Origin of the sequence: Pararobbsia alpina (assembly GCF_902859895.1) — a bacterium.
GTDB lineage: Bacteria > Pseudomonadota > Gammaproteobacteria > Burkholderiales > Burkholderiaceae > Pararobbsia > Pararobbsia alpina.
Window position 1 is genome coordinate 93,507 of record NZ_CADIKM010000008.1, and the last position, 26,460, is coordinate 119,966.

At 62.8% G+C, this 26,460-nt stretch carries 22 protein-coding genes; 14 read left to right on the forward strand and 8 right to left on the reverse strand.

The annotated features are described in order from the left end of the window. Positions 1-90 precede the first annotated feature (90 nt). Complete coding sequence (gene dnaE / locus HV670_RS11310) at positions 91-3,735, forward strand: DNA polymerase III subunit alpha (protein WP_175104870.1); 3,645 nt, start codon at positions 91-93, stop codon at positions 3,733-3,735. Positions 3,736-3,806: 71 nt separating this feature from the next. Next, complete coding sequence (locus tag HV670_RS11315) at positions 3,807-4,649, forward strand: glycosyltransferase family 2 protein (RefSeq protein ID WP_175104871.1); 843 nt, start codon at positions 3,807-3,809, stop codon at positions 4,647-4,649. Between the two features lie 83 nt (positions 4,650-4,732). On the opposite strand, the gene HV670_RS11320 is transcribed toward HV670_RS11315, so the two are convergent. Both HV670_RS11320 and HV670_RS11325 read right to left on the reverse strand, forming a co-directional pair. Beyond that, the gene (locus HV670_RS11320) at positions 4,733-5,647 is read right to left on the reverse strand and encodes a glycosyltransferase family 2 protein (protein WP_246257226.1); all 915 of its coding nucleotides are present in this window, start codon (positions 5,645-5,647) and stop codon (positions 4,733-4,735) included. Continuing rightward, complete coding sequence (locus HV670_RS11325; protein ID WP_175104872.1) at positions 5,644-6,636, reverse strand: glycosyltransferase family 2 protein; 993 nt, start codon at positions 6,634-6,636, stop codon at positions 5,644-5,646. Before HV670_RS11325 ends, HV670_RS11320 begins: the two co-directional genes overlap by 4 nt. Before the next feature lie 234 nt (positions 6,637-6,870). Here HV670_RS11325 and HV670_RS11330 point away from each other — a divergent pair, with 234 nt between their 5' ends. Continuing rightward, the gene (locus HV670_RS11330) at positions 6,871-7,986 is read left to right on the forward strand and encodes a glycosyltransferase (RefSeq protein ID WP_246257228.1); all 1,116 of its coding nucleotides are present in this window, start codon (positions 6,871-6,873) and stop codon (positions 7,984-7,986) included. On the opposite strand, the gene HV670_RS11335 is transcribed toward HV670_RS11330, so the two are convergent. Further along, complete coding sequence (locus tag HV670_RS11335; protein ID WP_175104873.1) at positions 7,972-9,315, reverse strand: O-antigen ligase family protein; 1,344 nt, start codon at positions 9,313-9,315, stop codon at positions 7,972-7,974. The two genes, HV670_RS11330 and HV670_RS11335, sit on opposite strands and share 15 nt — an antisense overlap. Before the next feature lie 256 nt (positions 9,316-9,571). Here HV670_RS11335 and msbA point away from each other — a divergent pair, with 256 nt between their 5' ends. Further along, positions 9,572-11,329 (forward strand): lipid A export permease/ATP-binding protein MsbA, encoded by a 1,758-nt coding sequence (gene msbA, locus HV670_RS11340; RefSeq protein ID WP_175104874.1) that lies wholly within the window; start codon positions 9,572-9,574, stop codon positions 11,327-11,329. Positions 11,330-11,372: 43 nt separating this feature from the next. Here msbA and HV670_RS11345 read toward each other — a convergent pair whose 3' ends face one another. Beyond that, positions 11,373-11,762 (reverse strand): methylglyoxal synthase, encoded by a 390-nt coding sequence (locus tag HV670_RS11345; protein WP_175104875.1) that lies wholly within the window; start codon positions 11,760-11,762, stop codon positions 11,373-11,375. Positions 11,763-11,786: 24 nt separating this feature from the next. Continuing rightward, the gene (locus tag HV670_RS11350) at positions 11,787-12,566 is read right to left on the reverse strand and encodes an SDR family oxidoreductase (protein ID WP_175104876.1); all 780 of its coding nucleotides are present in this window, start codon (positions 12,564-12,566) and stop codon (positions 11,787-11,789) included. Positions 12,567-12,871: 305 nt separating this feature from the next. On the opposite strand from HV670_RS11350, the gene upp reads away from it, so the two are divergent. The 9 genes from upp (at position 12,872) to rng (ending at position 21,009) form a co-directional block, all read left to right on the forward strand. After that, entirely contained in the window at positions 12,872-13,564 is a 693-nt protein-coding gene (upp, locus tag HV670_RS11355) for a uracil phosphoribosyltransferase (RefSeq protein ID WP_175104877.1), read from the forward strand. A gap of 151 nt (positions 13,565-13,715) precedes the next feature. Beyond that, positions 13,716-14,444 carry a YebC/PmpR family DNA-binding transcriptional regulator gene (locus HV670_RS11360; RefSeq protein ID WP_175104878.1) on the forward strand — a complete coding sequence of 243 codons (729 nt, stop codon included), beginning with the start codon at positions 13,716-13,718 and terminating at the stop codon, positions 14,442-14,444. Between the two features lie 39 nt (positions 14,445-14,483). After that, positions 14,484-15,758, forward strand: coding sequence for a phosphoribosylamine--glycine ligase (purD, locus tag HV670_RS11365; protein ID WP_175104879.1), 1,275 nt, complete (start codon positions 14,484-14,486; stop codon positions 15,756-15,758). Between the two features lie 206 nt (positions 15,759-15,964). Continuing rightward, the gene (gene hemF / locus HV670_RS11370) at positions 15,965-16,885 is read left to right on the forward strand and encodes an oxygen-dependent coproporphyrinogen oxidase (protein WP_175104880.1); all 921 of its coding nucleotides are present in this window, start codon (positions 15,965-15,967) and stop codon (positions 16,883-16,885) included. A 110-nt stretch (positions 16,886-16,995) separates the two neighbouring features. Next, positions 16,996-17,664 carry a nicotinate-nucleotide adenylyltransferase gene (locus HV670_RS11375; RefSeq protein ID WP_175104881.1) on the forward strand — a complete coding sequence of 223 codons (669 nt, stop codon included), beginning with the start codon at positions 16,996-16,998 and terminating at the stop codon, positions 17,662-17,664. Between the two features lie 3 nt (positions 17,665-17,667). Next, positions 17,668-18,399 (forward strand): ribosome silencing factor, encoded by a 732-nt coding sequence (gene rsfS / locus HV670_RS11380; RefSeq protein WP_175104882.1) that lies wholly within the window; start codon positions 17,668-17,670, stop codon positions 18,397-18,399. Then, the gene (rlmH, locus tag HV670_RS11385) at positions 18,399-18,869 is read left to right on the forward strand and encodes a 23S rRNA (pseudouridine(1915)-N(3))-methyltransferase RlmH (RefSeq protein WP_175104883.1); all 471 of its coding nucleotides are present in this window, start codon (positions 18,399-18,401) and stop codon (positions 18,867-18,869) included. Before rsfS ends, rlmH begins: the two co-directional genes overlap by 1 nt. Positions 18,870-18,887: 18 nt before the next feature. After that, positions 18,888-19,514: a Maf family protein gene (locus HV670_RS11390; RefSeq protein ID WP_175104884.1), complete on the forward strand. Its 627-nt coding sequence runs from the start codon at positions 18,888-18,890 to the stop codon at positions 19,512-19,514. A 28-nt stretch (positions 19,515-19,542) separates the two neighbouring features. Beyond that, positions 19,543-21,009, forward strand: a complete 1,467-nt coding sequence (gene rng, locus HV670_RS11395) for a ribonuclease G (protein WP_175104885.1) — start codon at positions 19,543-19,545, stop codon at positions 21,007-21,009. A gap of 553 nt (positions 21,010-21,562) precedes the next feature. Here rng and modC read toward each other — a convergent pair. The 3 genes from modC to modA are packed head-to-tail and all read right to left on the reverse strand — an operon-like array spanning position 21,563 to position 24,173. Continuing rightward, a complete protein-coding gene (gene modC / locus HV670_RS11400) occupies positions 21,563-22,684 on the reverse strand; it encodes a molybdenum ABC transporter ATP-binding protein (protein ID WP_217478407.1) in 1,122 nt (373 codons plus the stop codon). A 34-nt stretch (positions 22,685-22,718) separates the two neighbouring features. After that, positions 22,719-23,399, reverse strand: coding sequence for a molybdate ABC transporter permease subunit (modB, locus tag HV670_RS11405; protein WP_175104887.1), 681 nt, complete (start codon positions 23,397-23,399; stop codon positions 22,719-22,721). A gap of 9 nt (positions 23,400-23,408) precedes the next feature. After that, on the reverse strand, positions 23,409-24,173 hold the full coding sequence (modA, locus tag HV670_RS11410; RefSeq protein WP_175104888.1) for a molybdate ABC transporter substrate-binding protein: 765 nt from the start codon (positions 24,171-24,173) through the stop codon (positions 23,409-23,411). A 682-nt stretch (positions 24,174-24,855) separates the two neighbouring features. Between modA and HV670_RS11415 the strand changes: the two genes are divergently transcribed. Beyond that, complete coding sequence (locus tag HV670_RS11415; RefSeq protein ID WP_175104889.1) at positions 24,856-26,169, forward strand: replication-associated recombination protein A; 1,314 nt, start codon at positions 24,856-24,858, stop codon at positions 26,167-26,169. Positions 26,170-26,460: the final 291 nt, after the last annotated feature.

Sequence of the window (26,460 nt, forward strand, 5' to 3'; positions counted from 1 at the left end):
TGGCCTGAATTCATATTTCGTCAAACGCACGGTGAGTCGGCCCGTTTTTGGGCATTCCGTCCCGTCGTGCTTGAAAGGTACAATTCGCCCATGTCTTCACCTCGCTTTGTTCATCTGCGCCTGCATTCCGAATTCTCGATCGCCGACGGTGTCGTGCGCATCGACGATGCCGTGCGGGCCGCCGCCGAGGACGGCCAGGGCGCGCTCGCGCTGACCGACCTCGCGAATGCGTTCGGCCTTGTGCGCTTCTACAAGGAAGCGCGTGACAAGGGCGTCAAGCCGATCGTCGGCTGCGACGTCTGGATCACCAATCCCGACGACCGCGACAAACCCGGCCGCCTATTGCTGCTCGTGCGCAACAAGGTTGGCTATCTCAATCTTTGCGAGTTGCTGTCGAAGGCCTGGCTCACCAACCAGTATCGCGGCCGCGCCGAAATCGAGGTCTCGTGGCTCGACGAAGGCGGCCTTGCCGAAGGTCTGCTCGCGCTCTCGGGCGCCCAGCAAGGCGATATCGGCCTTTCGCTCGCGGCGGGCAATGCCGATGCCGCGCGCCGCCATGCGCGGCGCTGGGCCGGATTGTTCCCGGGTGCCTTCTATATCGAAGTCCAGCGCGCGGGCCAGCCGGGCAGCGAGGCCTATCTGGGCCAGGCGGTGCGCCTCGCGGCGGAATTGCAACTGCCGGTCGTCGCGACGCATCCGACGCAGTTCATGAGCGCCGACGACTTCACGGCACACGAGGCGCGAGTCTGTATCTCGGAAGGCGATATTCTCGCCAACCCGCGCCGGCAGAAGCGCTTTACGGTCGAGCAGTTTTTCCATACGCAGGACCAGATGGCGGCGTTGTTCGCCGATTTGCCGTCGGCACTCGCGAACAGCGTCGAGATCGCCAAGCGCTGCAATCTCACGCTTGAACTCGGCAAGCCGAAACTGCCTCTGTTTCCGACACCGGACGGCATGTCGCTCGACGACTATCTGGTCCAGTTGTCGAAAGAGGGACTCGAGCAGCGCCTCGAACAGTTGTATCCGAACGTCGAGGAGCGTGACCGGCAACGTCCGACCTATCTCGCGCGGCTCGAGTTCGAGTGCGGCACCATCATCAAGATGGGCTTCCCGGGCTACTTCCTGATCGTCGCGGACTTTATCAACTGGGCCAAGAACAACGACGTGCCGGTCGGCCCGGGGCGCGGCTCCGGCGCGGGCTCGCTGGTCGCCTACGCGCTCGGCGTGACCGACCTCGATCCGCTCAAATACAACCTGCTGTTCGAACGGTTCCTGAATCCCGAGCGCGTGTCGATGCCCGACTTCGACATCGACTTCTGCCAGCAAGGCCGCGATCGTGTGATCCAGTACGTGAAGACCAAGTACGGCGCCGATGCGGTCTCGCAGATCGCGACGTTCGGCACGATGGCCGCGAAGGCCGCGGTGCGCGACATCGGGCGTGTGCTCGATCTCGGCTACAACTTCACCGACGGTGTCGCGAAGCTCATTCCGTTCAAGCCGGGCAAGCTCGTCACGCTCGACGACGCGCTCAAGGAAGAGCCGGCGCTTGCCGAACGGCGTGACAACGAAGACGAAGTCCGCCAGTTGCTTGAACTCGCCCAGCGCGTCGAGGGGCTGACCCGCAACGTCGGCATGCATGCGGGCGGCGTGTTGATCGCGCCGGGCAAGCTCACCGATTTCTGCCCGCTCTATACGCAGGGCGAGGAAGGCGGCACGGTCAGCCAGTACGACAAGGACGATGTCGAAGCAGTCGGCCTCGTCAAGTTCGACTTTCTGGGCCTGACCACGCTGACCATCCTCGACTGGGCCGAGCGTTACATCCGCCGGCTCGACGCGTCGAAAAAAGACTGGAATCTCGGACAGGTGCCGCTCGACGATCCGGCATCGTTCACGATCCTCAAGAAGGCCAATACGGTCGCGGTGTTCCAGCTGGAAAGCCGCGGCATGCAGGGCATGCTCAAGGATGCGCAGCCCGACCGCTTCGAGGACATCATCGCCCTCGTCGCGCTCTATCGGCCGGGTCCGATGGACCTGATCCCGAGCTTCTGCGCGCGCAAGCACGGCCGCGAAGTCGTCGAGTATCCCGACCCGCGTGTCGAGTCGGTGCTCAAGGAGACCTATGGGATCATGGTCTACCAGGAGCAGGTGATGCAGATGGCGCAGATCATCGGCGGCTACTCGCTCGGCGGGGCCGACTTGCTGCGCCGGGCGATGGGCAAGAAGAAGGCCGAGGAAATGGCCCAGCATCGCGAGCTGTTTCGCGAGGGCGCGGCGAAGAACGGTCTCGACGGCACCAAAGCCGATGAGATCTTCGACTTGATGGAGAAGTTCGCGGGCTACGGCTTCAACAAGTCGCACGCGGCAGCCTACGCGCTGCTTGCGTACCAGACCGCCTGGCTCAAGGCGCACCATCCGGCCGAATTCATGGCGGCGAATATGAGTCTCGCCATGGACGACACCGACAAGGTGAAGATTCTCTATGAGGATTGCCTGGCCAATGGCATGGCGGTATTGCCGCCGGACGTGAACCAGTCGGCCTACCGCTTCGAACCCGTGGGTGAGGCGGATGGCAGCCGTGCGAAGACGATCCGTTATGGGCTCGGTGCGATCAAGGGTAGCGGGCAGGGGGCGATCGAGGAAATCCTGCGCGCGCGCGCGCAGGGACCGTTTACCGATCTGTTTGATTTCTGCTCGCGCATCGATCGCCGCGTCGTCAACCGGCGGACCATTGAAGCGATGATTCGCGCGGGGGCATTCGATTCGCTGAACCCGAACCGTGCGCAACTGATCGCCTCGGTCTCGCTCGCGATGGATGCCGCCGAACAGGTCAGCGCGAACGCGATGCAGGGCGGCCTGTTCGAGATGGACGCCGATGATGGAGGCATGGCCGCGCATGTACTGGTTGCCGAACCGGCATGGCCCGAAAAGCGCCGCCTCCAGGAAGAGAAAGCGGCGCTCGGCTTCTTTGTGTCGGGCCATCTGTTCGATGCCTATCGCGCGGAGATAAGGCAGTTCGTGCGGACCAAGCTGTCCGATCTCAACGAGGGACGCGACAAGCTTGTCGCGGGCATCATCACGAGCCTGCGCACGCAGATGACCCAGCGCGGCAAGATGATGATCGCGCTGCTGGACGATGGCTCCGCGCAGGTCGAGGCGACGATCTTCAACGAGACCTATGAGGCGAACAAGGGCTTGTTCAAGGAGGACGAGTTGCTCGTCGTGCAGGGCATGGCGCGCAACGATAGCTTCTCGGGCGGCCTGCGCTTCACAGTCGATACGGTGATGGACCTCGAGCGTGCGCGTTCGCGGTTCGCGCGCTCGCTGCGCCTGTCGTTGAACGGCAATGCCGACGCGCGCCTGCTGCGTGCCTTGCTCGAACCCCATCGTGCTGTGGATGAGCCTGTCCCGGCGGCCGTGGCCGAAGGGGTGGCGGGACGTGGCGGCCAGGGCACGCGTGGGGGATATGGAGAGAGCGGCGGCAGCTTTGGTGGCGGCAACGGCAGTGGTGGCGGAGGTTTCGGCGGCAATGGCGGCGGCTATGGCGGTGCACGCCGCGGTGCACCGCGCGACAACACGCCCGTGCGCAGCAGCCTGCCGGTGAGCGTCCATTACCGCAGCGACATGGCTGAGAGCGAGGTCGTGCTCGGTGATGCATGGCGGATCAAACCCTCCGACGCGTTGCTCACGGCCTTGAAAGCGGCCGACGCGCGCTTGAGTGTAGACATCCTTTATTGATATTGCGGCGGCCCTCATGGTGAGGGCCGTCGGCATTCTTGCTCGGTGGCTTCGCCATCGGAACGGTCTCGATGTTTTCGATCATCATTCCCACTTGGAACAATATCGCGCACCTGCAACTGTGCGTCGACAGCCTGCGCCGTAATTCGACCTACGAGCACCAGCTGATCATCCATGTGAACGACGGGGCGGACGGCACGCTCGAATGGGTCAAGCACGAGGGACTCGAGTACACGGCATCGCCGGCCAATATCGGCATCTGCCATGGGGTCAACTGGGCGGCCGCGCGTGCGATTCGCGACTACGTCGTCTATATGAACGACGATATGTACTGTTGTCCAGGCTGGGATGAAGCGCTCGCGCGCCGGATCCCGAAGATGCCGTCGAACCTGTTCATGCTGTCGGGCACGATGATCGAGCCGGTCGACACCCGCAACCCCTGTGTCGTCGTCGGGAACTTCGGGCGCGACGTGCCGAGCTTCAATGCGCCGGCACTATTGGCCGCCGCGCCGTCCCTGAAGCGTCCGGACTGGCTCGGTGCCACCTGGCCGCCGACGCTCGTGCATCGCGAGTGGTGGGAGCGCCTGGGTGGCTACAGCAGCGAGCTGAGTCCGGGCATGAGCAGCGACAACGATTTCTCGATGAAGATGTGGGATGCGGGCTGCCGCGTCTTTCTCGGGATCGGCGATTCCCTCGTCTACCACTTCCAGCAGAAGAGCACCTCGAAGATTGTGAAGAACGACGGGCGCCGTCAGTTTCTGCACAAATGGGGGATCACGCAGGCCACGTTCGATCGTTACTATCTGCGGCGCTGCCAGCTGGCGGGCGATACGCTTGCCGTCTCCGAGCCGGAGCAGACCAGCCGATACCGGCGTGCCTTGTTCATGTGCCGCATCAAGCGGGCGTTCAAGTGATTTGCCCGGTTGACCCGCTCAGCTAGCCCTGTGGTTCGTCTTCTCAGTTAGTCCGCCCGGGGCGTTCGATCGCCCCCCCGAGTTCAACCGCACCCGCACGGGGGCATACGCTTCTGCCGCATGACACGCAGTCGCAGATACTTCTGAGCGGTCGAGCGCGCGTTCATCGCTGCGATGCCCGCGCCCGCCGCGCCGTCGAGAAAACCGGCGCGCAGTATCCAGGTGCGTATCCACGCCCAGCCGCCCGCGAGGTAGGGTTTGAGCGGCCCATAGTGCTTGCCGCGCTGAAACATCTGCTCGGCACCGGCCTGCGCGTACCGGTCGATCTTGTCCTCGACCTGTTTGCGATCGAGATAACTGTAGTGATGCAGGGGCTCGCGGAGCCGTTCGACGGTGCCCTCGACATCGATCCTTTCGTGGACGAGATCGTCGCTGAAGCGTGCGGTGCCGCGCCGGAACAATCGCGTCACATGATCGGGATACCAGCCCGAATGCCGGACCCAGCGACCGCAGAACTGCGACAGGCGCGGCAACGCATAAGCCGCGCAGGGCGGCGACGCGGTACGCGGCGCGGTCAGTATCGCGGCCAGTTCGGCGCGGCCGGCGTCCGTCACCCGTTCGTCGGCGTCGAGAGACAGCACCCATTCGCCGGTGGCGTAGGAGAGTGCACGGTTCTTTTGCGGGCCGAAGCCGGGCCAGTCGGACGTCTCGATGACCGTGGCGCCCGCGGTTCGTGCGATCGAGATCGTGTCGTCGGTGCTGCCCGAGTCGACGACGACGATCTCATGGGCGAGCGGGTGGATCGACGCGATACAGTCGCCGACGTTGTGCGCCTCGTTCCGGGTGATGATGATCACGCTCAGGGTGGCGATCTCACCCGCTGGCGGGCGAGCTATCGTCTCCTGCGTGCCGGACTCCTGGAATGCGGCGCCCCTCTGGTCTTCCCGCATGGTGGCGTCGCGTGGCGGGGCGTCGTGGTCAATCATGTCCTGCTTCATGGGCGTGCTCCGCGTGCCGCGCGCTTGAGCCAGAATACCGGCGCATAGACAGCAGGGCAGGCCGCATAGAAAAACATTCGAATCCGGAAGCCCGCTTTGACGCCGGCTGAGCCCAGCAAGAGGCGAACGCGCGCACCGAGACTTTTCGCCTCGAAAATCGACTCCGTATAGCGCTCGCGCGCGAGCTTCGGTGCAAGGTGTTCGCGCATGCGCACACCAAGCCCCGCGATGTCCGCGTCCTGCTGCAGTTGGGCGACTTCGGCGAGGGCATGGCGATTCGACAGCCGCATGCGCTCGACGAATGCGGCGACGTTCGCGTAACGCCGCTTGCGCGACAGGCCGCCGCGTCGATAGCGGACCAGCGGCTCGCGCAGGCTCAGTGCACCGCCCGATATGATCGCCCGGAAAGTCATCAACTGGTCTTCGGCCGCGGCACCCGACATCAACGGGCCGAAGCGCTCGAACAACCTGCGCGACCAGGTGTGCGCGGCGCCGATCAGGTGCGGCCGTTTCGCGAGCCAGTCGTCGAAACTTCGATAGGCATCGAGTTCCGTCGGAGCAAGGCGTTCATGGGTCTGTCCTGCATCGTCCATGTCGACGAGGTCCGTGGCGATGAGATCGGGGCGGCGTTCGCGCGTGATCCAGTAGTCGACGACCCGCGCGCAGCGTTCGGGTGCCGATACGTCGTCACCCGCCGCGACGAACAGCAGTTCGCCCTGCGCGCGCATGGCCAGCGCCGACAGATGAGCGCTGATTCCGAGGTTTTGCTCGTTCCGGTGGATCGAGACGCGATGCGGTCCCGCGTAGTCGCGCACGGTCGCTTCGATGATCTCGAAGGTTCTGTCGCGCGAATTGTCGTCGGAGATCAGGATCTCGAGCGGTTCGTAGGTCTGGGCGAGCGCGGCGCGAACGGCGTCTGCGATCACGGTTTCCTGGTTGAATGCAATCAACAGGATCGAGACGAGCGGCCGGGGCGGAGAGCTGTTCATGCAAGTCACAAAGGGTGGGCGCGGGTTAGATTCTAATCGGTGTTCGGGCGCGGGCCATCATCGATCGGAGCGCGTCAATTACAATCGATGCATCCTTGCGCCGCGTCTTCCCGTTGCACTTTTCAAAGCGTCTTTTCATCTTCCTGTCCGGTCGGATTCAGCCCGCCGTCCACCGCTTGCGGCTGCCGCTGCCGTGCGCGGGGGGCCGGACAACTTGCCCAGTAGAGGTTGCCCTTGTCTGCTCCGAATGTCCGCCGTCCCGCACCCGCCGATTCCGCCGATTCGATCCTGCCGGTCGCCGAACTCGTCGTGACCGCGCAGGCCATGACCAATAGCGGCGGTGCCGAACGCTATATGCGCGATCTCGCGGCGGGTTTTCACCGTTTGGGCATCAGGCCGACGCTCTACGCGCGCAAGATCGATCGCGATCTGCCCGAGGCCGCGTGGGTCGATGCGCAGCGGCTCGACGTGCGCTGGGCACCCGGCAAGCTGCGCAACCTAGCGTTCGCCTGGCTTTTCAGGCGCCGCCTGCGCGCACATCCCCATGCATACGTGTTGTCGATCAATCATCCGGCCATCGCCGATCTTGCGCTGTGCGGCGGCACGCATTCGGGCTTCGTCGAAACCACGGGGCGCCGCCTGAGGCTCAGCGACCGCTGGCAGATCGGGCTCGAACGCAAGACCTATGGAAGTGCCCGCGCGGTCATCGCGCATTCGCGGCGCATGGCGGTGGAGTTGCAGCGCGTGTACGGCGTGCCGGCCGAGCGTATCCACGTGCACTATCCGCCGGTCGAAACCGGGCGGTTCCGACCGGCGGACGCTGCCGAGCGCATGGCGCTGCGCCGCAGGTTCGGTTTGCCCGACGATCGCACGGTGTTCGTGTTTTCGTCGACCAGCCATGAGCGCAAAGGCTACGCGCTACTCGAAGCGTTCTTCGAAAAGACCACTTTGCCGATCTGCCTCGTGGTGGCTGGCCGCCCCGTGCCGAAGACGAGCGAGACGATCCGCTACGTGGGGTACTGCAAGGACATCGAGAATCTCTTTCGCGCCGCGGACTTCACGGTGGTCGCGTCGGTCTACGAGCCGTTTGGGCTGGTCGGGGTCGAATCGGTGATGTGCGGCACGCCGCTCGTGATCGCCGACAATGTGGGTTCGGCCGAGGCGGTCGCCGGCGATGCGAAGATCGAGTTTTCGCGTGCGGATCCGGCGGATTTCGACCGTGCAATCAGCGCGGCGCTCGAGCGTGTACGCGGGCCGAATCCCCGCGTCGCCGATCCGGCCGCAAGCGTTGTCTATGACCCGGGCGTCGATGCCCATGTACGCGCACTTTGCAGGCTAATGGCGCTCTGAAGTCGGCGGCTCCGAGGGCAAGGTATTCGAACACGAGCGCTGGGAAGATGATGACGACATTTCGCGCCGACGCGCCTCGACCATGGCGAGAAATCCCGCGATCAAAAGCGCGAGCAGCGTCGTATTCATGAGGGGGACCAGCACGTCGATCGTCAGCCCGTAGACCAGCGTGCTCAACATGACGGCCAGACCCGCATAACAGGCCGTTGTCGTCGCCGGGTCAGCCGAGCGACGCGCCCGCCGGAACTCCGCGATGGCACCGCCATAAAACAGCAGCAGGCAGGCAAGGCCGATCGTACCCAATTCCGCGATCGTCGAGAAGCTATCGCTGTGCGCGCGCTCGTTGACGATGTCCTCCGTGGCCAGCCCGCGGCTCACGAGTTCCCCGAGCGCCTGTTCGAGATGCCCCTTGCCGACACCGAAGACCGGGTGCTCGGTATAGAGCTGCCATGAGGCTTCCCAAAGCCGGAACCGCAGGCCAACCGCGGTATGGGAGTTGCCCCGCCCGAATTCGACGAAATCGGCGCTCGCGGCGCCGACGCGCTCTTGAACGAGCGAGGTCGACAGCAGGGCGGCGGTGGCGATGAGGATGGCCGACAGGGCGATCACGATCCGTTTCCAGTGCGCAAACCAACCAAACTGGAGCCCGAGCAACAGGATGAACACGGGCACCGCAAGCCAGCCGCCGCGTGTGCCGGACAGGTAGGACACGTAGCCGCCAGCCAGCAGCCCGAGCCCCTTGACCGCGAGCACGACCCCGCTGCGCCGCGCGTCCCAGCCGAGCGTGAAGATCGAAAGAAAGGCGAGCAGCAGCGCGGTATCGCCGAAGGGAATTGCATTCGTGAACGCATTGCTGAATCGCATGGTATCGGTCGGCCCCGTACCCAGGACACTCCACGCGGCCCAGCCGCCCGCGAGGATCGCGCCGGCCGCGCAGCCCCAGCCGAGCGCACGGAGCTGGCGCGAGGACAGATGGCACAGCACGACAAAGATCGGCAAGACGAACATGAAGCGCGAGTGTGCTTCGAACTGACGCGGAATGTAGAAATGTCCGACCAGTTGCTGAGCAACGATCGCACACGGAATTGCCAGCATCGCGATCGTGAACCCGCGGTACCGCCGCAGCGGCGCGAAGTAAAGCGGATCGTGCCGATGGACGAAGGCACCCCCGAGCGAGAGGGCCAGCAATACGAAATAGCAATAGCCGGCGCCTCCGCGCAGCGTCAGCACCAGCGTCGGCGCGAGAAAGAGCGCGGCAGTCGCGAGCCGGTCGAACGCGGCGGCGGGGGAGGCGGAGGCAGCGATCGAGGAAACGATGAAAGCGCGCATCGGGCAGGTACCAGGCAAAGTCGTATCTGGCGCATCAGATCAAAGTACTGATTTCGAAGATATACCGTCTGTCCCTTTCGACAAGCATCGGATGTGCCTGTGCCGCACAAGCCGGAATCGGCGAGGGGCACAGCCGTCGGCCGACTTGCGCAAAAGGCCGGCACGAGCCTCGCGATGCCAGGCAAGACAGTACGGGCGGGGCGGAAGCGGCGTGCGCGTCCGGTAGAATGGCGTTTTTGAACTGTTCAAGCAATCCATGAAAACGCCTCCCGGCCGCTCCATCAGCCTGCTCAAGGCCCTCGCGCTGGAGGTCAAGCCGCATCTCTGGGCCGTGGTGCTCGGCGTGCTCGCGATGGGAGTGGTCGCCGCCTCGGAGGCCGGCATTCCGGCCCTGCTCAAATCGGTGCTCGACAAGGGTTTCGGCTCGAAAGACCACACCACGCACATGAAGTATTTCGTGCCGATCGCGGTGGTGGGCCTTGCCCTGGTGCGTGGCGCCGCGCAGTACGCATCCAACTACCTGTTGTCGTGGCTGTCGAACACGGTGCTCTTGAACCTGCGGCTCAAGATGTTCGACCGCGTGCTTCACGCGAGCGCTTCGTTCTTCCAGCGAGAGACCGCAAGCACGATCATCAATGCGGTCGTGTTCGAGGTTAACCAGGTGCTGCAGATCCTGACCGGGGTCGCGATCACGCTGGTCCGCGAATCGCTGACGGTGATCTTCCTGCTCGGTTATCTGTTCTACCTGAACTGGCGGCTGACGCTGATCATCGCCGTGATAATGCCCCCGATCGGCTACCTCGTCAGCAAGATCAACCGGCGCCTGCGGCAACTGAACCGCGACTACCAGAACCTGACCAACGAGTTGTCCTATATCGTCGAGGAGACGGCGGGCGGCTACAAGGTCGTCAAGGTGCACAACGGGCAGAAATACGAGATGACCCGTTTCGAGAGCATGTCGCGCCGACTGCGCGGCTATTCGATGCGCATGACCATATCAGGTGGCCTGGCTCAGCCGCTGACCCAGTTTCTTGCTTCGATTGCGCTCGCCGTGGTCATCACCATCGCGGTCCTGCAGTCGGCCAACGACCAGACCACGGTTGGCGGGTTTGTGTCGTTCGTCACGGCGATGCTGCTCGTGATCTCGCCGCTCAAGCATCTGATGGACGTCAACCAGCCGTTGCAGCGCGGCATCACGGCCGCGGAGCTGATCTACGGCCTGATCGATGAACCGGTCGAGCCGCCCGGCGGCGGCACGCCGCTCGCACGGTCGCGCGGCAAGGTCGCGTTCGAGCATGTGTCGTTCAACTTCTCACAGCGCGACCGGCCCATTCTCTCGGATATCAACCTGACTGTGAAGCCGGGTGAAATGGTCGCGCTCGCAGGGGCGTCCGGCGGCGGAAAGACGACGCTGGTCAATCTGCTGCCGCGCTTCTTCGATCCGACCGGCGGCCGCATCCTGATCGACGACGTGCCCGTGGCTGAATATGTGCTTGCCGACCTGCGTTCGCAGATCGCTTTCGTGAGCCAGGACGTCGTGCTGTTCAACGACACGATCGCGGCCAATGTCGCCTACGGTCAGGATATCGACCTTCCCAAGGTCAAGGCGGCGATCGCGGCGGCCAACCTGACGGATATGGTGGCCAGCCTGCCGCACGGTCTGGATACACAGGTCGGCGACAACGGCATGCGTCTCTCGGGCGGCCAGCGTCAGCGCGTCGCGATCGCGCGCGCGATCTACAAGGATGCGCCGATCCTGATTCTCGACGAAGCGACCTCGGCGCTCGACTCCGAATCGGAACGTCATGTGCAGGCGGCGCTCGAAACCTTGATGGTGGGCCGCACTACGCTCGTGATCGCACACAGGCTGTCGACGATCGAGCGAGCCGACCGGATCCTGGTGCTCGATGACGGGCGCATCGTCGAGCAAGGCAGTCACCTCGAGCTGTTGCAGGTCAATGGCTTGTACGCGAACCTGCACAAGATCCAGTTCAAGCAGCAGGAAGCGGCCTAGGAGCGAGCGGCAGGCGGGAGCAGGGCGCCCGCCTGGTCAGGCATCAGACGATCCCTTCGAGATCGAGCTTCAGCCGGTCGAGCATCATGCTCGCCGTGGCGAGATTGGTCGCGCATGCGACGTTGTGGACGTCGCACGCGCGCACGAGCGCATTGATATCGGGTTCGTGCGGCTGCGGTGTCATCGGGTCGCGCAGGAACACGACCATCTGCACCTTCCCCTCTGCCAGCTCGGCGCCGATCTGCAGATCGCCGCCATGCGGACCCGACAGCTTGCGCTCGACGCTGAGTTGCCAGGCATCGATCAGTAGCTGACCCGTCGTGCCGGTTGCCACGAGATCGCATTGCCTTAGAGTGTCGACGTAACGGCCGGCAAGTTCGACCATCTGGTCTTTTTTCCTGTCATGCGCAATCAGCGCGATGCGGATCTTCATTGACCATTCCCCTATGTTTGTTGTTTAGAAGGTGCCGGGGTAGGCGCCGCCATCCACCAGCCAGTTCTGCCCCGTGATATAGCCCGCATGCGCGCTGCAAAGGAACGCACAGGCTGCGCCGAATTCGTCTGGCTGGCCGTACCGGCCGGCGGGAATGGATTTCTGCCGCTGCGCGCGGACTTCTTCAATACTGATCTGGTTTTTTGCCGCGACGGCTTCGTTGACCTTGCGGATACGGTCCGTGTCGAAGGCGCCTGGCAAAAGGTTGTTGATCGTTACATTGTGCGAGGCGAAGCGGCGCGCCGCGCCGGCGACGAAACCGGTCAATCCCGAACGCGCGCCATTGGACAGGCCGAGCACCTCGATCGGCGCCTTCACCGATGAGCTCGTGATGTTGACGATGCGCCCGAAGCCTCGTGCGACCATGCTGTCGATGGTCTGGCGGATCAGTTCGATCGGGGTGAGCATATTGCTGTCGAGCGCGGCGATCCAGTCTTCGCGCTCCCAGTCGCGAAAATCGCCGGGCGACGGGCCGCCGGCGTTATTCACGAGAATATCGGGCTCGGGGCAGGCGGCGAGGGCAGCTGTGCGACCTTCGGGTGTCGTGATGTCGCAGGCGACGGCGATGATCTTCGCGCCCGTCTTCGCGCGGATTTCCTCGGCGGTGCGTTCGAGTGCGTCACGGCTGCGCGCGAGGATCGTCACTTCGACGCCTTCGGCCGCGAGCGCCTCGGCACACCCGCGTCCGAGGCCTTTGCTGGAGGCGCAAACGAGAGCCCGCCGACCGGCAATTCCCAAATCCATTGTGATTCTCCAGAGATACGTCGCGCCAGGGGGCGCGTGTTCGCGGTGCCCATTTTAGAAGATCGTCGCAGCAGCGGGCGTCCGCGACGCTGCCGTCGAAGCGCAGATGCGCCCGGCGTGCGGCAAATTCGCTACACTTCGTTCAAACCGTCCATTGACGAATGGCATACCGGTTTATTGTTGCGAGCTTTGGTTTTTTTGAGTGTTCGTCTCGGGTTTCCGTCCCGAATGTTTGAAGTGAGTTTTCGTCCCGAGTTTTTGTCCTTCTCCCGCTTCGCGCTGAAGCCAACCGAGCCCACCCGGCCATGACCGCCAGCCAAATCGACACGCCCGTCCTGGGCACGTACTACGATTCGCGCTTTCCGAATCTCACGATTCTCAATCATCCGCTGATCCAGCACAAACTCACGCATATGCGTGACAAGAACACGTCGACCCGGACCTTTCGCGACCTGCTTCGCGAAATCACGCTGCTCATGGGTTATGAGATCACGCGCACGCTGCCGCTGACCACGCGCCAGATCGACACACCGCTGACCGTCTACGACGCACCCGTGATCGCGGGCAAGAAGCTCGCGATCGTGCCCGTGCTGCGTGCGGGCGTCGGCATGTCTGATGGCCTGCTCGAGCTGATTCCGTCGGCGCGAGTCGGCCATATCGGCGTGTATCGCGACCACGAGAGCCATCGCCCGGTCGAATATCTCGTCAAGCTGCCGCCTGATCTCGAAGAGCGAACCTTCATCCTCTGTGATCCGATGGTCGCGACCGGCTATTCGGCCGCGCATGCGGTCGATGTGCTCAAAAAGCACGGGGTGGCGGGCGATTCGATTCGCTTTCTCGCACTGGTGGCCGCGCCCGAAGGGGTCAAGGTTTTCCACGATGCGCATCCGGACGTGCATTTGTTCGTTGCCTCGCTCGATTCGCACCTCGACGAGAACGCCTATATCGTGCCGGGCCTTGGCGACGCCGGCGACCGGCTTTTTGGAACCAAGAACTAGGGTTCGGCGTGCTAAAATCGCGGTCCGGTCGAGCGGTTTCAGCAATGAAACATCCGCGCCGCGGCGCCTGTCGTTACGCCGCTTGGGCCGAGTCAACGAATGTTTACACAGATAGCAGCGCACGCGCCCTCGCGTGCCACGGAGAATTTCTATGGCCGGTCATTCCAAATGGGCCAACATCAAACATAAGAAGGCCGCCACGGATGCGAAGCGAGGCAAGATCTGGACGCGTCTGATCAAGGAAATCACGGTCGCTGCCCGTCTGGGCGGCGCCGATATCAGCAGTAACCCGCGCCTGCGCCTCTCAGTCGAGAAGGCCGCCGATGCGAACATGCCCAAAGACAACGTCCAGCGCGCGATCCAACGCGGCGCGGGCGGTCTCGACGGGGTCAACTACGAAGAAATCCGCTACGAAGGCTATGGCCTGAACGGCGCGGCGATCATCATCGACACGATGACGGACAACCGGACCCGCACGGTCGCCGAAGTCCGCCATGCGTTCTCGAAGTTCGGCGGCAATATGGGCACCGACGGTTCCGTCGCCTTCATGTTCGATCATGTGGGCCAGTTCCTGTTCGCGCCGGGTACGCCTGAAGACGCGCTCATGGAAGCCGCGCTCGAGGCCGGTGCCGACGATGTCGCCAGCCAGGAAGACGGCAGCATCGAGGTCATCTGCCCGCCGCACGATTTCGAGAAGGTCAAGGCCGCGCTCACCGCCGCCGGCTTCAAGGCCGAGCTTGCTGAAGTCACGATGAAGCCGCAGACGGAAGTGACGTTTACGGGTGAGGACGCGCTCAAGATGCAGAAGCTGCTCGACGCGCTCGAGAACCTCGACGATGTCCAGGAAGTTTATACAAACGCGGTGATCGAAGAGGCTTGACGCCTTGTCGGCAGACGATTTCAAAGCTCGGGGATTCACATGAAGGTATTGGTAGTCGGTGCTGGTGGCCGCGAACACGCGCTCGCATGGAAGCTCGCGCAGTCGCCCCGCGTGCAACTGGTCTATGTTGCGCCGGGCAACGGCGGCACCGCTCAGGACGAACGGCTGCGCAACGTGCCGATTACCGACTTCGCGGCACTCGCGGACTTCGTCGTCAAGGAAGGCATCGCCTTCACGCTCGTCGGTCCCGAAACACCGCTTGCCGGGGGCATCGTCAATCTGTTCCGTGCGCGCGGGCTCAAGGTGTTCGGTCCGACGCAGGAAGCGGCCCAGCTCGAGAGCTCGAAGGATTTTGCGAAGGCGTTCATGAAGCGCCACGGCATTCCGACGGCCGACTACGAGACCTTCACGGATGCCGCTGCCGCGCACGCCTACCTCGACCGGAAGGGCGCGCCGATCGTCATCAAGGCCGACGGACTCGCGGCCGGCAAGGGTGTGGTCGTGGCCCAGACGCTCGAAGAAGCGCACCAGGCAGTCGACTCGATGCTGGCCGACAATAAATTCGGCGCGGCGGGCGCGCGCGTCGTGATCGAGGAATTCCTGAGCGGCGAGGAAGCGAGCTTTATCGTGATGGTCGACGGCAAGCATGTGCTCGCGCTTGCTTCGAGCCAGGACCACAAGCGCCTGCTCGATGACGACCAGGGGCCGAACACCGGCGGCATGGGCGCGTATTCACCGGCGCCGGTTGTCACGCCGCAATTGCATGCGCGCGTGATGCGCGAAATCATCCAGCCGACCGTGCGCGGCATGGAGAAGGAAGGCATTCGCTATACCGGCTTCCTTTACGCGGGCCTGATGATCGACGCGCAGGGCAACCCGAAGACGATCGAATTCAACTGTCGGATGGGCGACCCTGAAACGCAGCCGATCATGGCGCGGCTCAAGGGAGACTTTTCGAAGGTCGTCGAACAGGCCATCGCGGGCGAACTCGATCTGGCCGAGTTGAGCTGGGATCGCCGTACCGCACTGGGTGTCGTGCTGGCCGCGCACGGCTACCCCGACAAGCCGCGTCAGGGAGACCTGATTTCGGGCATTCCGGCCGAGAACGAAACCGCGGTGACTTTCCACGCGGGCACGACGCTGGCTGACGACAAGCTCACGACGTCGGGTGGCCGCGTGCTCTGCGTGGTCGGCTTGTCCGACTCGGTGCGCGGTGCGCAATCGGCCGCCTACGAAGCGATCAACCGGATCGAATTCGACGGCATGCAATACCGGCGCGACATCGGCCACCGAGCGCTGAACCGCAAGCACTGAGCACCGGGGCGAAGGCCTGCGACGATTTGTCTCGGCCTCGGTACGCTGATCGAACTTCCTCCGTCTGCGATACTTGACGGCAGACCGCACCGGCCGGTGCGGCTGCCCGCGCCGGGCGCGATGACCGGACTTCAGGTCTTGCCGCTGAAGGGCGGCGATCATCGAGGAACGCCGAAGGCGCATTTCTTTCGCTGGAACGTGATCTGATGAATGCAACACTCGACCTGGCCGCGGTCAGGCACTATCTACTGGACCTGCAAGCGCGTATCACCGACACCCTGGGCGCAATCGACGGCGCCCCGTTCTCGACCGATGCGTGGGAGAAACTTCCGACCGATCCGCTGCGCGGCAATGGCCGGACGCGGATGATCGAAGGCGGATCGGTGTTTGAACGCGGCGGCGTCGGCTTCTCGCATGTGCTCGGGGATAGCCTGCCGCCTTCCGCGTCGGCCCGGCGTCCGGAACTCGCGGGGCGGAGTTTCGAGGCGCTCGGCGTGTCACTCGTCATGCATCCGCTGAATCCGTACTGCCCGACGGTTCATATGAACGTGCGCGTATTCGTTGCGCATCATCCGACCGATGCGCCAGTGTTCTGGTTTGGCGGCGGCATGGATCTGACGCCATACTACGGATTCGAGGACGATGCACGGCACTTTCATGCGAGCTGCCGAGATGCGCTCGCGCCGTTCGGCGAGGATCTGCATCCGCGGTTCAAGAAGTGGTGCGACGAGTATTTTTATCTGAAGCACCGCAGCGAGCCGCGCGGTGTCGGCGGCATCTTCTACGACGACTTCCACGAGCTGGGGTTCGAGCAGGGGTTTGCGATGATGCGCAGCGTCGGCGACGCGTTCCTGACGGCTTACCAGCCGATCGTCGAACGCCGGCGTTCGCACCCGTATGGCGAACGCGAGCGTGCGTTCCAGTGTTACCGTCGCGGGCGTTATGTGGAATTCAATCTGGTGTTCGATCGTGGCACGCTGTTCGGCCTGCAAAGCGGTGGCCGGACCGAATCGATCCTGATGTCGATGCCGCCCGTCGCGCATTGGCGCTATGACTGGAAGCCCGAACCCGGATCGGAAGAGCAGCGCTTGTACAGCGACTTCCTGATCCGGCGCGCGTGGGTTTGATCGATCTGAAAGGTCTTGCGGGAGACGTGAGAAGATGCGGCAAGCGAACAAAGGGGAAGGGCGGCTGATGCAGGCCGTTTGGGCGTGCGTCACGGCAAATTGGTTCGCGCATGAATGAACGGCACCGCATCGGCATTCTGGGCGGTACGTTCGATCCGATTCACAATGGGCATCTCGCACTGGCAAGCCGCCTGGCGGGTTTGCTCTGCCTGCATGAGCTCGTGCTGATGCCGGCCGGCCAGCCATACCAGAAGGCCGGCGTAACGAGTGCCGAACATCGGGTCGCGATGACGCGGCTCGCGGCGGAACAGCTGACGTTGCCCGGCACGCAGGTCTGGGTCGCGACGGACGAAATCGAGAAAGACGGCCCGACCTATACCATCGACACGCTCGCCGCGTGGCGCGAGCGGCTTGGGCCGGACGCGTCGCTGTCCTACCTGATCGGCGCCGATCAACTGGTCAGGCTCGATACGTGGCATGAGTGGCCGCGCCTGTTCGACTATGCGCACATCTGCGCCGAGTCGCGGCCGGGTTTCGAGGCGAACGTCGCCTCGCTCGCCCTGCAGGCGGAGATCGCGCAACGGCGGGCCGACAGCGCCATGATCGCGCGCTCCGCACAGGGTCATATATTGATCGACGAAGCACTGGCACTCGATATTTCGGCGACCGACATACGAGAACACCTGCGTGGCCCGCTGGCCGCACGGGACCTTACTTCGGAGCATGTGCCAGCCAGTGTCTGGCACTATATCCGGCAACATCATCTCTATCAGTCGTAAACCATGGATATCATCAAGTTGCAGCGCGTCATTATCGACGGTCTCGAAGACGTCAAGGCGCAAGACATCAAAGTCTTCAATACGAGCCACCTGACCTCGCTGTTCGATCGCGTGATCGTCGCCAGCGGCACCTCGAACCGCCAGACCAAGGCGCTTGCCTCGAGCGTGCGCGAAAGCGTCAAGGAGGCGGGCGGGCATGTCATCAGCGTCGAGGGCGAGGACGTCGGCGAATGGGTGCTGGTCGACTGCGGCGATGCCGTGGTCCACATCATGCAACCCGCGCTGCGCCAGTACTACAACCTCGAGGAGATCTGGGGTGACAAGCCTGTCAAGGTCAAGCTGAGTACGCAATCGACCTTCGGCGGCGCCAGGGTGACGATCGACGAAGACGAAGACGAAGCAAGCTCCGCTCCCGCTCGCAAGGCCGCGGCGAGAAAGACCGCCGGCAAGAAGACGACCGCGACCAAGGCGGCGGGGACGAAGACAGCCCGGACCAAGTCGACCGGCGCGAAGACGGCGGGTGCCAAGACGACAGTTTCTCGGACGACGGGTACCAAGTCGACGGGCACGAGCACCTACTCTGCGAAGACCCCTGCGCGCACCGGTACGAAGGCCGCGGCCGGGGTAGCCCCTGCGAAGAAGGCTCCGGCGCGCAAGAGTGCCGCGGGTGCCGCCGCGAAAACCGGGGCACCGCGCAAGACAGCTGCCCGCAAGACGCCGCGTTCGGCGGGCTGATGAAGCTGTACGTGCTCGGCGTCGGGCACAAGATGCCTGACTGGATTGCGAGCGGATTTGCCGAGTATACGAAGCGTATGCCCCCCGAGCTGCGCATCGAACTGATCGAAATCAAACCCGAGCTGCGCTCCGGCTCGCGCACCGCGGAAACCGTGATGGCGGTCGAACGCCAGCGCATCGAAGCAGCCTTGCCGAAGAAGGTGCGGCTTGTCGTGCTCGACGAGCATGGCAAGGACTGGACCACGATGCAGCTTGCGCAGGCCCTGCCGCGCTGGCAGCAGGACGGCCTCGATGTCGCGTTCGTGATCGGCGGCGCCGACGGTCTGGACCCGGCGCTCAAGAGCCGCGCCGACACCCTGCTGAGACTCTCGAGTCTCACCCTTCCGCATGGCATGGTCAGAGTGCTGCTTGCCGAGCAGCTCTATCGCGCCTGGTCCATCACACAGAACCATCCTTACCATCGCGCCTGACGCGTCATCTACGCCCGCATGCGACCGACCTCCGATATCCCGTCGTCTCCCTTCGTCTACCTCGCTTCGCAAAGTCCGCGGCGGCGCGAACTGCTCGCGCAGATCGGCGTGCGTTATGAACTCCTGCTGCCCGACGATGCCGAGGCTGCCGAAGCACTTGAAGCCGAGCGGCCTGGCGAGGCGCCGCGCGACTATGTGATGCGCGTCTGCCAGGTCAAGGCCGAAGCGGCCGTGGCCCGGCTTGACGGCGGCAAGCTGATACGCGCGCCGATCCTGACGGCCGATACGACCGTCACCATCGACGGGGTGATCCTCGGCAAGCCCGTCGACGCCGGCCATGCGGCCGAGATGCTGGCACGGCTGGCCGGTCGCGAGCACGAGGTGCTGACTGCGATTGCCGTCGGCTCGGCGGCGGGCGTGCAATCGGATCTGTCTGTTTCGAAGGTACGTTTCGCGGCGATGAGCGTCGCGCAAATCGACGCGTACGTGGCGAGCGGCGAGCCATTTGGCAAGGCCGGTGCTTATGGTATTCAGGGTCGGGCGGGTGGGTTTGTCGAGCGAATCGAAGGGTCCTATTCCGGTATCATGGGTCTACCGTTGTTCGAGACAGCGAGCCTTTTGAGAGCCGCGCACGTCGAATTCTGAATAGCGATTCCAGGGCCAAAATGAAAACATGAACGAAGACATCCTGATAAATATTACGCCGCAGGAGACGCGGGTGGGACTCGTTCAACAGGGGGCCGTGCAGGAACTGCATGTCGAGCGCACCCTGTCGCGCGGACGCGTGGGGAATGTCTATCTCGGCAAGGTCGTGCGCGTGCTGCCGGGCATGCAATCCGCATTTATCGACATCGGCCTGGAGCGAGCCGCCTTTCTGCACGTTGCCGATATCTGGCATCCGCGCGTGCCGGGCGAATCGCACAATGCCAATCTGCAAGCGATCGAGAAGACCGTGTTCGACGGGCAAACCCTGATGGTGCAGGTCATCAAGGACCCGATCGGCACCAAGGGCGCGCGCCTGTCGACCCAGATCAGCATCGCGGGACGCACCCTCGTGTATTTGCCGCAGGAGCCTCATATCGGGATTTCGCAAAAGATCGAAAGCGAAGCCGAACGCGAGGCCGTGCGTGCGCGCCTGACGGCCGTATTGCCGCTCGACGAGAAGGGCGGCTACATCGTGCGGACCATCGCCGAGGATTCGACGAGCGAGGAGTTGGCCAACGACGTCGCCTATTTGCGCACGACGTGGATGACGATCCAGGGCCAGGCCTTGCGCGTGCCGGCGCCGAGCCTGCTCTATGAAGATCTGAATCTGGCCCAGCGCGTGCTGCGTGATTTCGTGAGCGATGAGACGAGCAAAGTGCTGGTCGATTCGCGCGAGACTTATCAGAAGCTGGTCGAGTTCGCCACGCAGTTCACGCCGGCGGTCGTGCCCAAGCTCAACCACTATGTGGGCGAGCGGCCGCTATTCGATCTGTTCAACATCGAGACCGAGATCGAGCGCGCGTTGTCACGGCGCGTCGATTTGAAGTCGGGCGGCTATCTGATGATCGACCAGACCGAGGCGATGACGACGATCGATGTGAACACCGGGGGCTATGTCGGTGCGCGCAATTTCGACGATACGATTTTCAAGACCAATCTCGAGGCTGCGCATACGATCGCCCGTCAATTGCGGCTGCGCAATCTGGGTGGAATCATCATTATTGATTTCATCGATATGGAGAACGCCGAGCATCGCGACCAGGTGTTGAGCGAACTCAGGAAGGCGCTCTCGCGCGACCGCACGCGCGTGACGGTGAACGGATTCTCACAGCTGGGCCTGGTCGAGATGACACGCAAGCGCACGCGTGAGTCGCTGGCCCATGTGCTGTGCGAGCCTTGTCCGATCTGCTTGGGGAAGGGGCAGGTCAAGACCCCGCGTACGGTTTGTTATGACGTGCTGCGCGAGATTTTGCGCGAGTCACGGCAGTTCAACCCGAGGGAGTTCCGCGTGGTTGCATCGCAGACTGTGATCGACCTGTTCCTCGAGGAAGAGTCGCAGCATCTCGCGATGCTTTGCGATTTCATCGGGAAGCCGGTGTCGTTGCAGGTGGAGAATAATTTGAGTCAGGAGCAATACGATATTGTTTTGATGTAGCCCCGCGTGCACGCACGAGCCGGCCCCGTCGCCTGATCTCCTGTAGTATCTGAGGCATCTACCCGTGCCCGATGGCACTAGATGCCGCCACTGGAGGAAAGATGACAGCGCACACGCTCACCTTTCTGTTGCTAGCCGCCGTTGCATCGAAGGCGGTGTATGCAGGCTCCATCGAGGACAATCTGAACCGCAGTACGACAGTGGCACGTCCCAGTTCGGTTGATGCAGACTGTCGCCAGTGGACTGCGGCCCCGATCCAGTTCGGGGCCGGTAAAACTTCCGTCGATTTAGGTCGATTGGCACTGGAGATGGCCGCCAACGCAGCGGCGGCGCGGTCAGGGGTGTATCACACGGCGCCCCGTTCCCATTTGTGCGACCGCAGTGCTTTCGCGAACTAGCCGTCAGACTTCAACAGGCGAGACTTAAATATGCGGTGCGGCGGTCGTGTATGTCGTGCACCTCTGTCACTCGATCGTCGAGCCTCCAGCCGTTTGTGAACGCCCTAGCCGTCGTCGACGGTTGGACAAAAAGACCGAGCTTCTCGCTGTCGGTTCTAGGTCAAAAGCGAGACAGCTTTGACCTGAGCCCAAACCCGCATGCCAACGGCGAGGCCGAGGCGATCGCTCGAAAAACGCGTGATGCGCGACAGGAGCGGGGTGCCTTCCACGTCGAGCCTCACCATCACATGCGACGGCGCGTGCGCTTCGGCAATACCGACTACCGTGGCAGGCAACACATTGAGAATGCTTCCGAGCGCTGGGGCCTGCGGCGTCAGACTGACATCGCGCGCCTTGACGACGACTCGAATGGTGTCGCCCAGCCGCATCGAGGAATGAACGACTCTCATCGTCACGGGTGTCCCTGGGAGCGCCAGTGTGAGGAGCTCGTAGGTGGACTCGTAGCCGATGACAACACCGGGCATGACGACGGACGCATCGTCTGCCCTGGCGACAGCGAGATCGAGCCGCGCGAGCATGTCGGAGATCAAACCGCTCGCCACGGTGCGGCCATTGTCCAGAAGAACCAGATAGTCGGCGAGCCGGGCTACTTCCTCGGGCGCATGGCTGACGTAGATCACCGGAATGTCGAGCTCATCATGCAGACGCGCAAGATAAGGCAGGATTTCTTCCTTGCGCTGCCGATCCAGCGATGCCAAGGGTTCATCCAGCAGCAGAAGGCGCGGACTGGTCAACAAGGCGCGTGCAATGGCCACTCTTTGCCGTTCACCACCGGAGAGGCCGCTTGGCATGCGTCGCAGCAGGTGCTCGATACCCAGAAGCTGAGCCGCTTGGTCGAAGACCACGCGCTGTTCGGAGCGCGCCACGCGCTTCAGTCCGAAACGAAGATTTCCTTCGACCGTGAGATGCGGAAATAAGCTCGCTTCCTGAAACACATAGCCGAGCGGTCGACAGTGTGTGGGTAGACAGAGTCGATTCGCCGTGTCGAGCCAGACATCCGCGCCGATAGACAGACGCCCGCTCACCGGCGTGACCAGCCCGGCGAGGCAGCGCAGCAGCGTCGTCTTGCCGGATCCGGATTGACCGAAGATTGCCGTCACGCCACGGTCCGGAAGGTCAAGATCGACGTCGAGCGTGAAGCCGGAATGTTCGACAAGAAAGCGCGCATGAATGCCGCCGGAAGTCGTCCGTGTCTCGCTTGACGGAGTACGGCTCATCAGGGGAGGCTTAGGCTCGGGCAGAGCGGATAGATCATGCATAGGTCTTCGGTGTCCGCCCGCGTGAATAGAGAAGCAGAAGGACTGTGAACGAAAACACCACCATTCCGCCCGCCAGCCAATGTGCCTGTGCATACTCCATTGCTTCGACATGATCGTAGATCTGCACCGAAACCACCCGGGTCTTGCCCGGGATATTTCCGCCGATCATCAACACCACGCCGAACTCACCGACCGTATGAGCGAAACCCAAAATGGCGGCTGTTGCGAACCCGGGCCTTGCCAGGGGCAACACCACTGAGAAGAATCGATCCCATGGGCCGGCGCGCAGTGTCGCGGCCACTTCGAGCGGCCGGTCGCCGATGGCCTCGAACGCATTCTGCAAGGGCTGGACGACAAACGGCATCGAGTAGATGACGGATCCGACCACAAGGCCGGCAAACGTGAAAGGCAGGGTGCCCCACCCCAAACCGTGGGTGAGACGTCCAACCCAGCCGTGAGGCCCCATTGCGACAAGCAGATAAAAGCCGATGACTGTCGGCGGCAGTACTAGCGGCAACGCGACAAGTGCACCCACGAAGCTCTTGAGTCGAGAGTGCGTGCGCGCAAGCCACCAGCTTATCGGCGTGCCGATCAAAATCAGTAGCACGGTCACCAGGCTCGCGAGCTCGAGCGTCAGCCATATGGCCTGCATGTCGTCGTTGGTGGGCAGCATGAGGGCAGCTCAATGCGTGTCGAGCTTGTAGCCGAATGACTTGATGACCTCCGCAGCCTTCGGTCCTTTCAGATATTCGATGAACGCCTGCGCAGCCGGGTTGGCACTGCCTTTCGAGAGAATGACTGCATCCTGCCTGATGGGGTCGTGCAGCGATTCAGGCACGAGCCAGGCCGAACCCTGGGTGACCTTGCCGTTCTTGTAGATCTGCGAGAGTGCGACAAAACCAAGCTCCGCATTACCGGTCGCAACAAATTGCTGCGCCTGTGAAATGTTTTGACCTGCGACGATCTTGGACGCCACAGCCTGCGTTAGCCCGAGTTTGTCGAGCACTTGCGTTGCCGCCAGTCCATAAGGCGCGGTCTTGGGGTTGGCGATCGCAATGTGTTTGAACTCGTTTCGCTTCAGCACGTCGCCGTTCGGATCGACGTATCCGTCTGTCGCCGACCACAGCGCGAGTGCACCGATGGCGTACGTAAAACGGCTGCCTGCCACGATCTGGCCTTCGGATTCGAGTTTGGCCGGTGTCGTGTCGTCGGCTGCAAGAAAGACTTCGAACGGCGCGCCATTCTTGATTTGAGCATAGAACTGGCCGGTCGCCCCGAACGAGGCGACCACCTTGTTGCCGGTGTCTTTCTCAAAGTCCGCGGCGATCACCTGTGTCGGCGCGGTGAAGTTTGCCGCGACGGCAACCTGCACTTCCCCCGCAAGGGCCGAGACGGTTGCCAACGACGTGACGAGTGCAATGACGAAGCGGGATAGACGAGCGTTCATGGAAAATCTTCCTTGAGTCAATGCAACCTATTGGATTCGCGGCTCAAACAGGGAAAACAAAAATGCGACACCAGCGCAGTCCGATCGATCGTGCCGTCCTATCCTCGAAAATCGTCTGAACGGCATCAACGATTCCACTTCTGAAAGCCCCACTGCGAAAGATGCAGGCACGCGAGCTGAAGTTCCTAGTCTGCGGGCGATGGCTGGCGAACAAGTCGAGGGTAATATACTTACAGATATAACGGGAGAATTGACGAAGAATTGCCACAGGAGAGTTCACTCATTGACGGCAAGAGACGTTCTCATGGCACGAGTTGTTCGATACATCGGTGCAAGAGGGTGCGCTTGTGGCTGACGAGTGTGGCGCAGCGACCTTGAGTTTCGTTGAAGACGCGCCTTTGCTTTTCTCGGCGGCGGACATCATGTCAGCTCGCGGTCACGTCAAACGACAGGTTCAGGCCTTGCGCGTGTATCACCCCGTGCCGAAGACAGAATCGGGGCAGCTTCGATGCAGGCCAACGACAGGCGTACGCGTAGAATCCAGGAACCGGTGAAATGCCGGTCGCTGTTGGCCCAAATCGCTGTTTTCCACTGCCCGGCATGTGTCGGGGAGTCCTGATTCGGCGAACCGAACCCGCAGGCCTCAATGCCTCCGGTATAAAAGCCGCAAGCCATCTGTGACATGACCGACCTCTTTACTACCCAACCTCGCGCGCCGCTTGCCGAGCAGCTTCGCCCCGAATCGCTCGACGATGTCGTGGGGCAGTCTCATCTGCTTGGCCCGGGCAAGCCCCTTCGGCTCGCGCTCGACTCCAAAAAGTTGCACTCTTTCATACTTTGGGGACCGCCCGGCGTCGGCAAGACGACGATTGCGCGGCTTGCCGCGAAGGCGTTCGACCATGAATTCATCGCTGAGTCAGCCGTCGCCGCAGGCGTAAAGGAACTGAGGGAGGCCGCCACACGTGCCCAGCAGGTGCTTGACCACGATGGTCGTTCAACCGTCCTGTTCCTCGACGAAATACATCGTCTCAACAAGAGCCAGCAGGACGCCTTGTTGCCCCACGTGGAGGTCGGGCGATTGACCCTCATTGGAGCCACGACGGAAAATCCCAGCTTCGAGGTCAACAGCGCTCTGCTGTCTCGTGCGCAGGTGTATGTACTCAAGCCGTTGTCCGACGGGGAGCTACGGCAGCTCTTCGTGCGAGCCCGCCCTCTGCTGGGCGACCTGGCGTTTGAGGAGCCCGCGCTCGAAGCTGTCGTCGGGTTTGCCGATGGTGATGGCCGAAGGTTCCTGAACCTCCTCGAGCAGCTCGCCAACGCTGCCGCAGCGGCCGGGGTAACGCGCGTCGACGGTAGCTTCGTCAGCTCCGCATCCGCCGCGACCACCCGGCGCTTCGACAAGGGTGGCGAGGAGTTCTACGACCAGATTTCGGCGCTTATCAAGTCTGCCCGCGGCTCCGACCCGGATGCGGCGCTGTACTGGATGGCTCGAATGGTTGACGGAGGTGTCGACGTTCGTTATCTCGCGCGCCGCATCATCGTACTGGCAAGCGAGGAGGTCGGTAACGCGGACCCAAGAGCGTTGGAGGTTGCCGTGAACGCGGCTGAGGCCTATGAGCGGCTCGGCTCACCCGAAGGCGAACTTGCACTGGCGCAAGCCCTTGTGTATGTCGCGGTCGCGCCGAAGTCGAATGCCGTCAGCGTGGCGTGGCATCAGGCATTGTCATTCGTGCGCAGCGACCGCACACGTCCGGTGCCACTGCATCTGCGTAATGCGCCGACGCAGCTCATGAAGAAGCTCGGCTACAAGAAGGGCTATCGCTACGCGCATGACGAACCAGATGCGTACGCAGCGGGAGAGAACTACTTCCCGGAAGATATCCCTGAGCAGCGGTGGTATCAGCCAACGCCGAGGGGTCTTGAAACCAAGATCGGCGACAAGCTTGACCATTTGCGCGAACTCAACGAGCAGGCGCGCAAGGCGGAGAAGAGTTAGGGCACGCACTGTGCCCTGGAAAAATCTCGGAGCAACGTCTTCTTCATCGGGTGTCTACCCGCTCGCGAGTTCTCAGCGTCGCACCGGATTCAATTGAGGCAATGCCATCTGCGCAACATGCGCGCCGTCTCCGCGCAGAGGGGTTCCTGCACGCGCACCTTTTCCAGTCGTCAGCGATGTCCAGATGGCAAGTCAGCCCTTCGCATGGGTTGCGATACGTTCGAGCGTTGGCTACGATCAAAAGTCAATTTTTCTGAAGGTGTGCGAAGTTCTGAAGCCCGCATCAATATG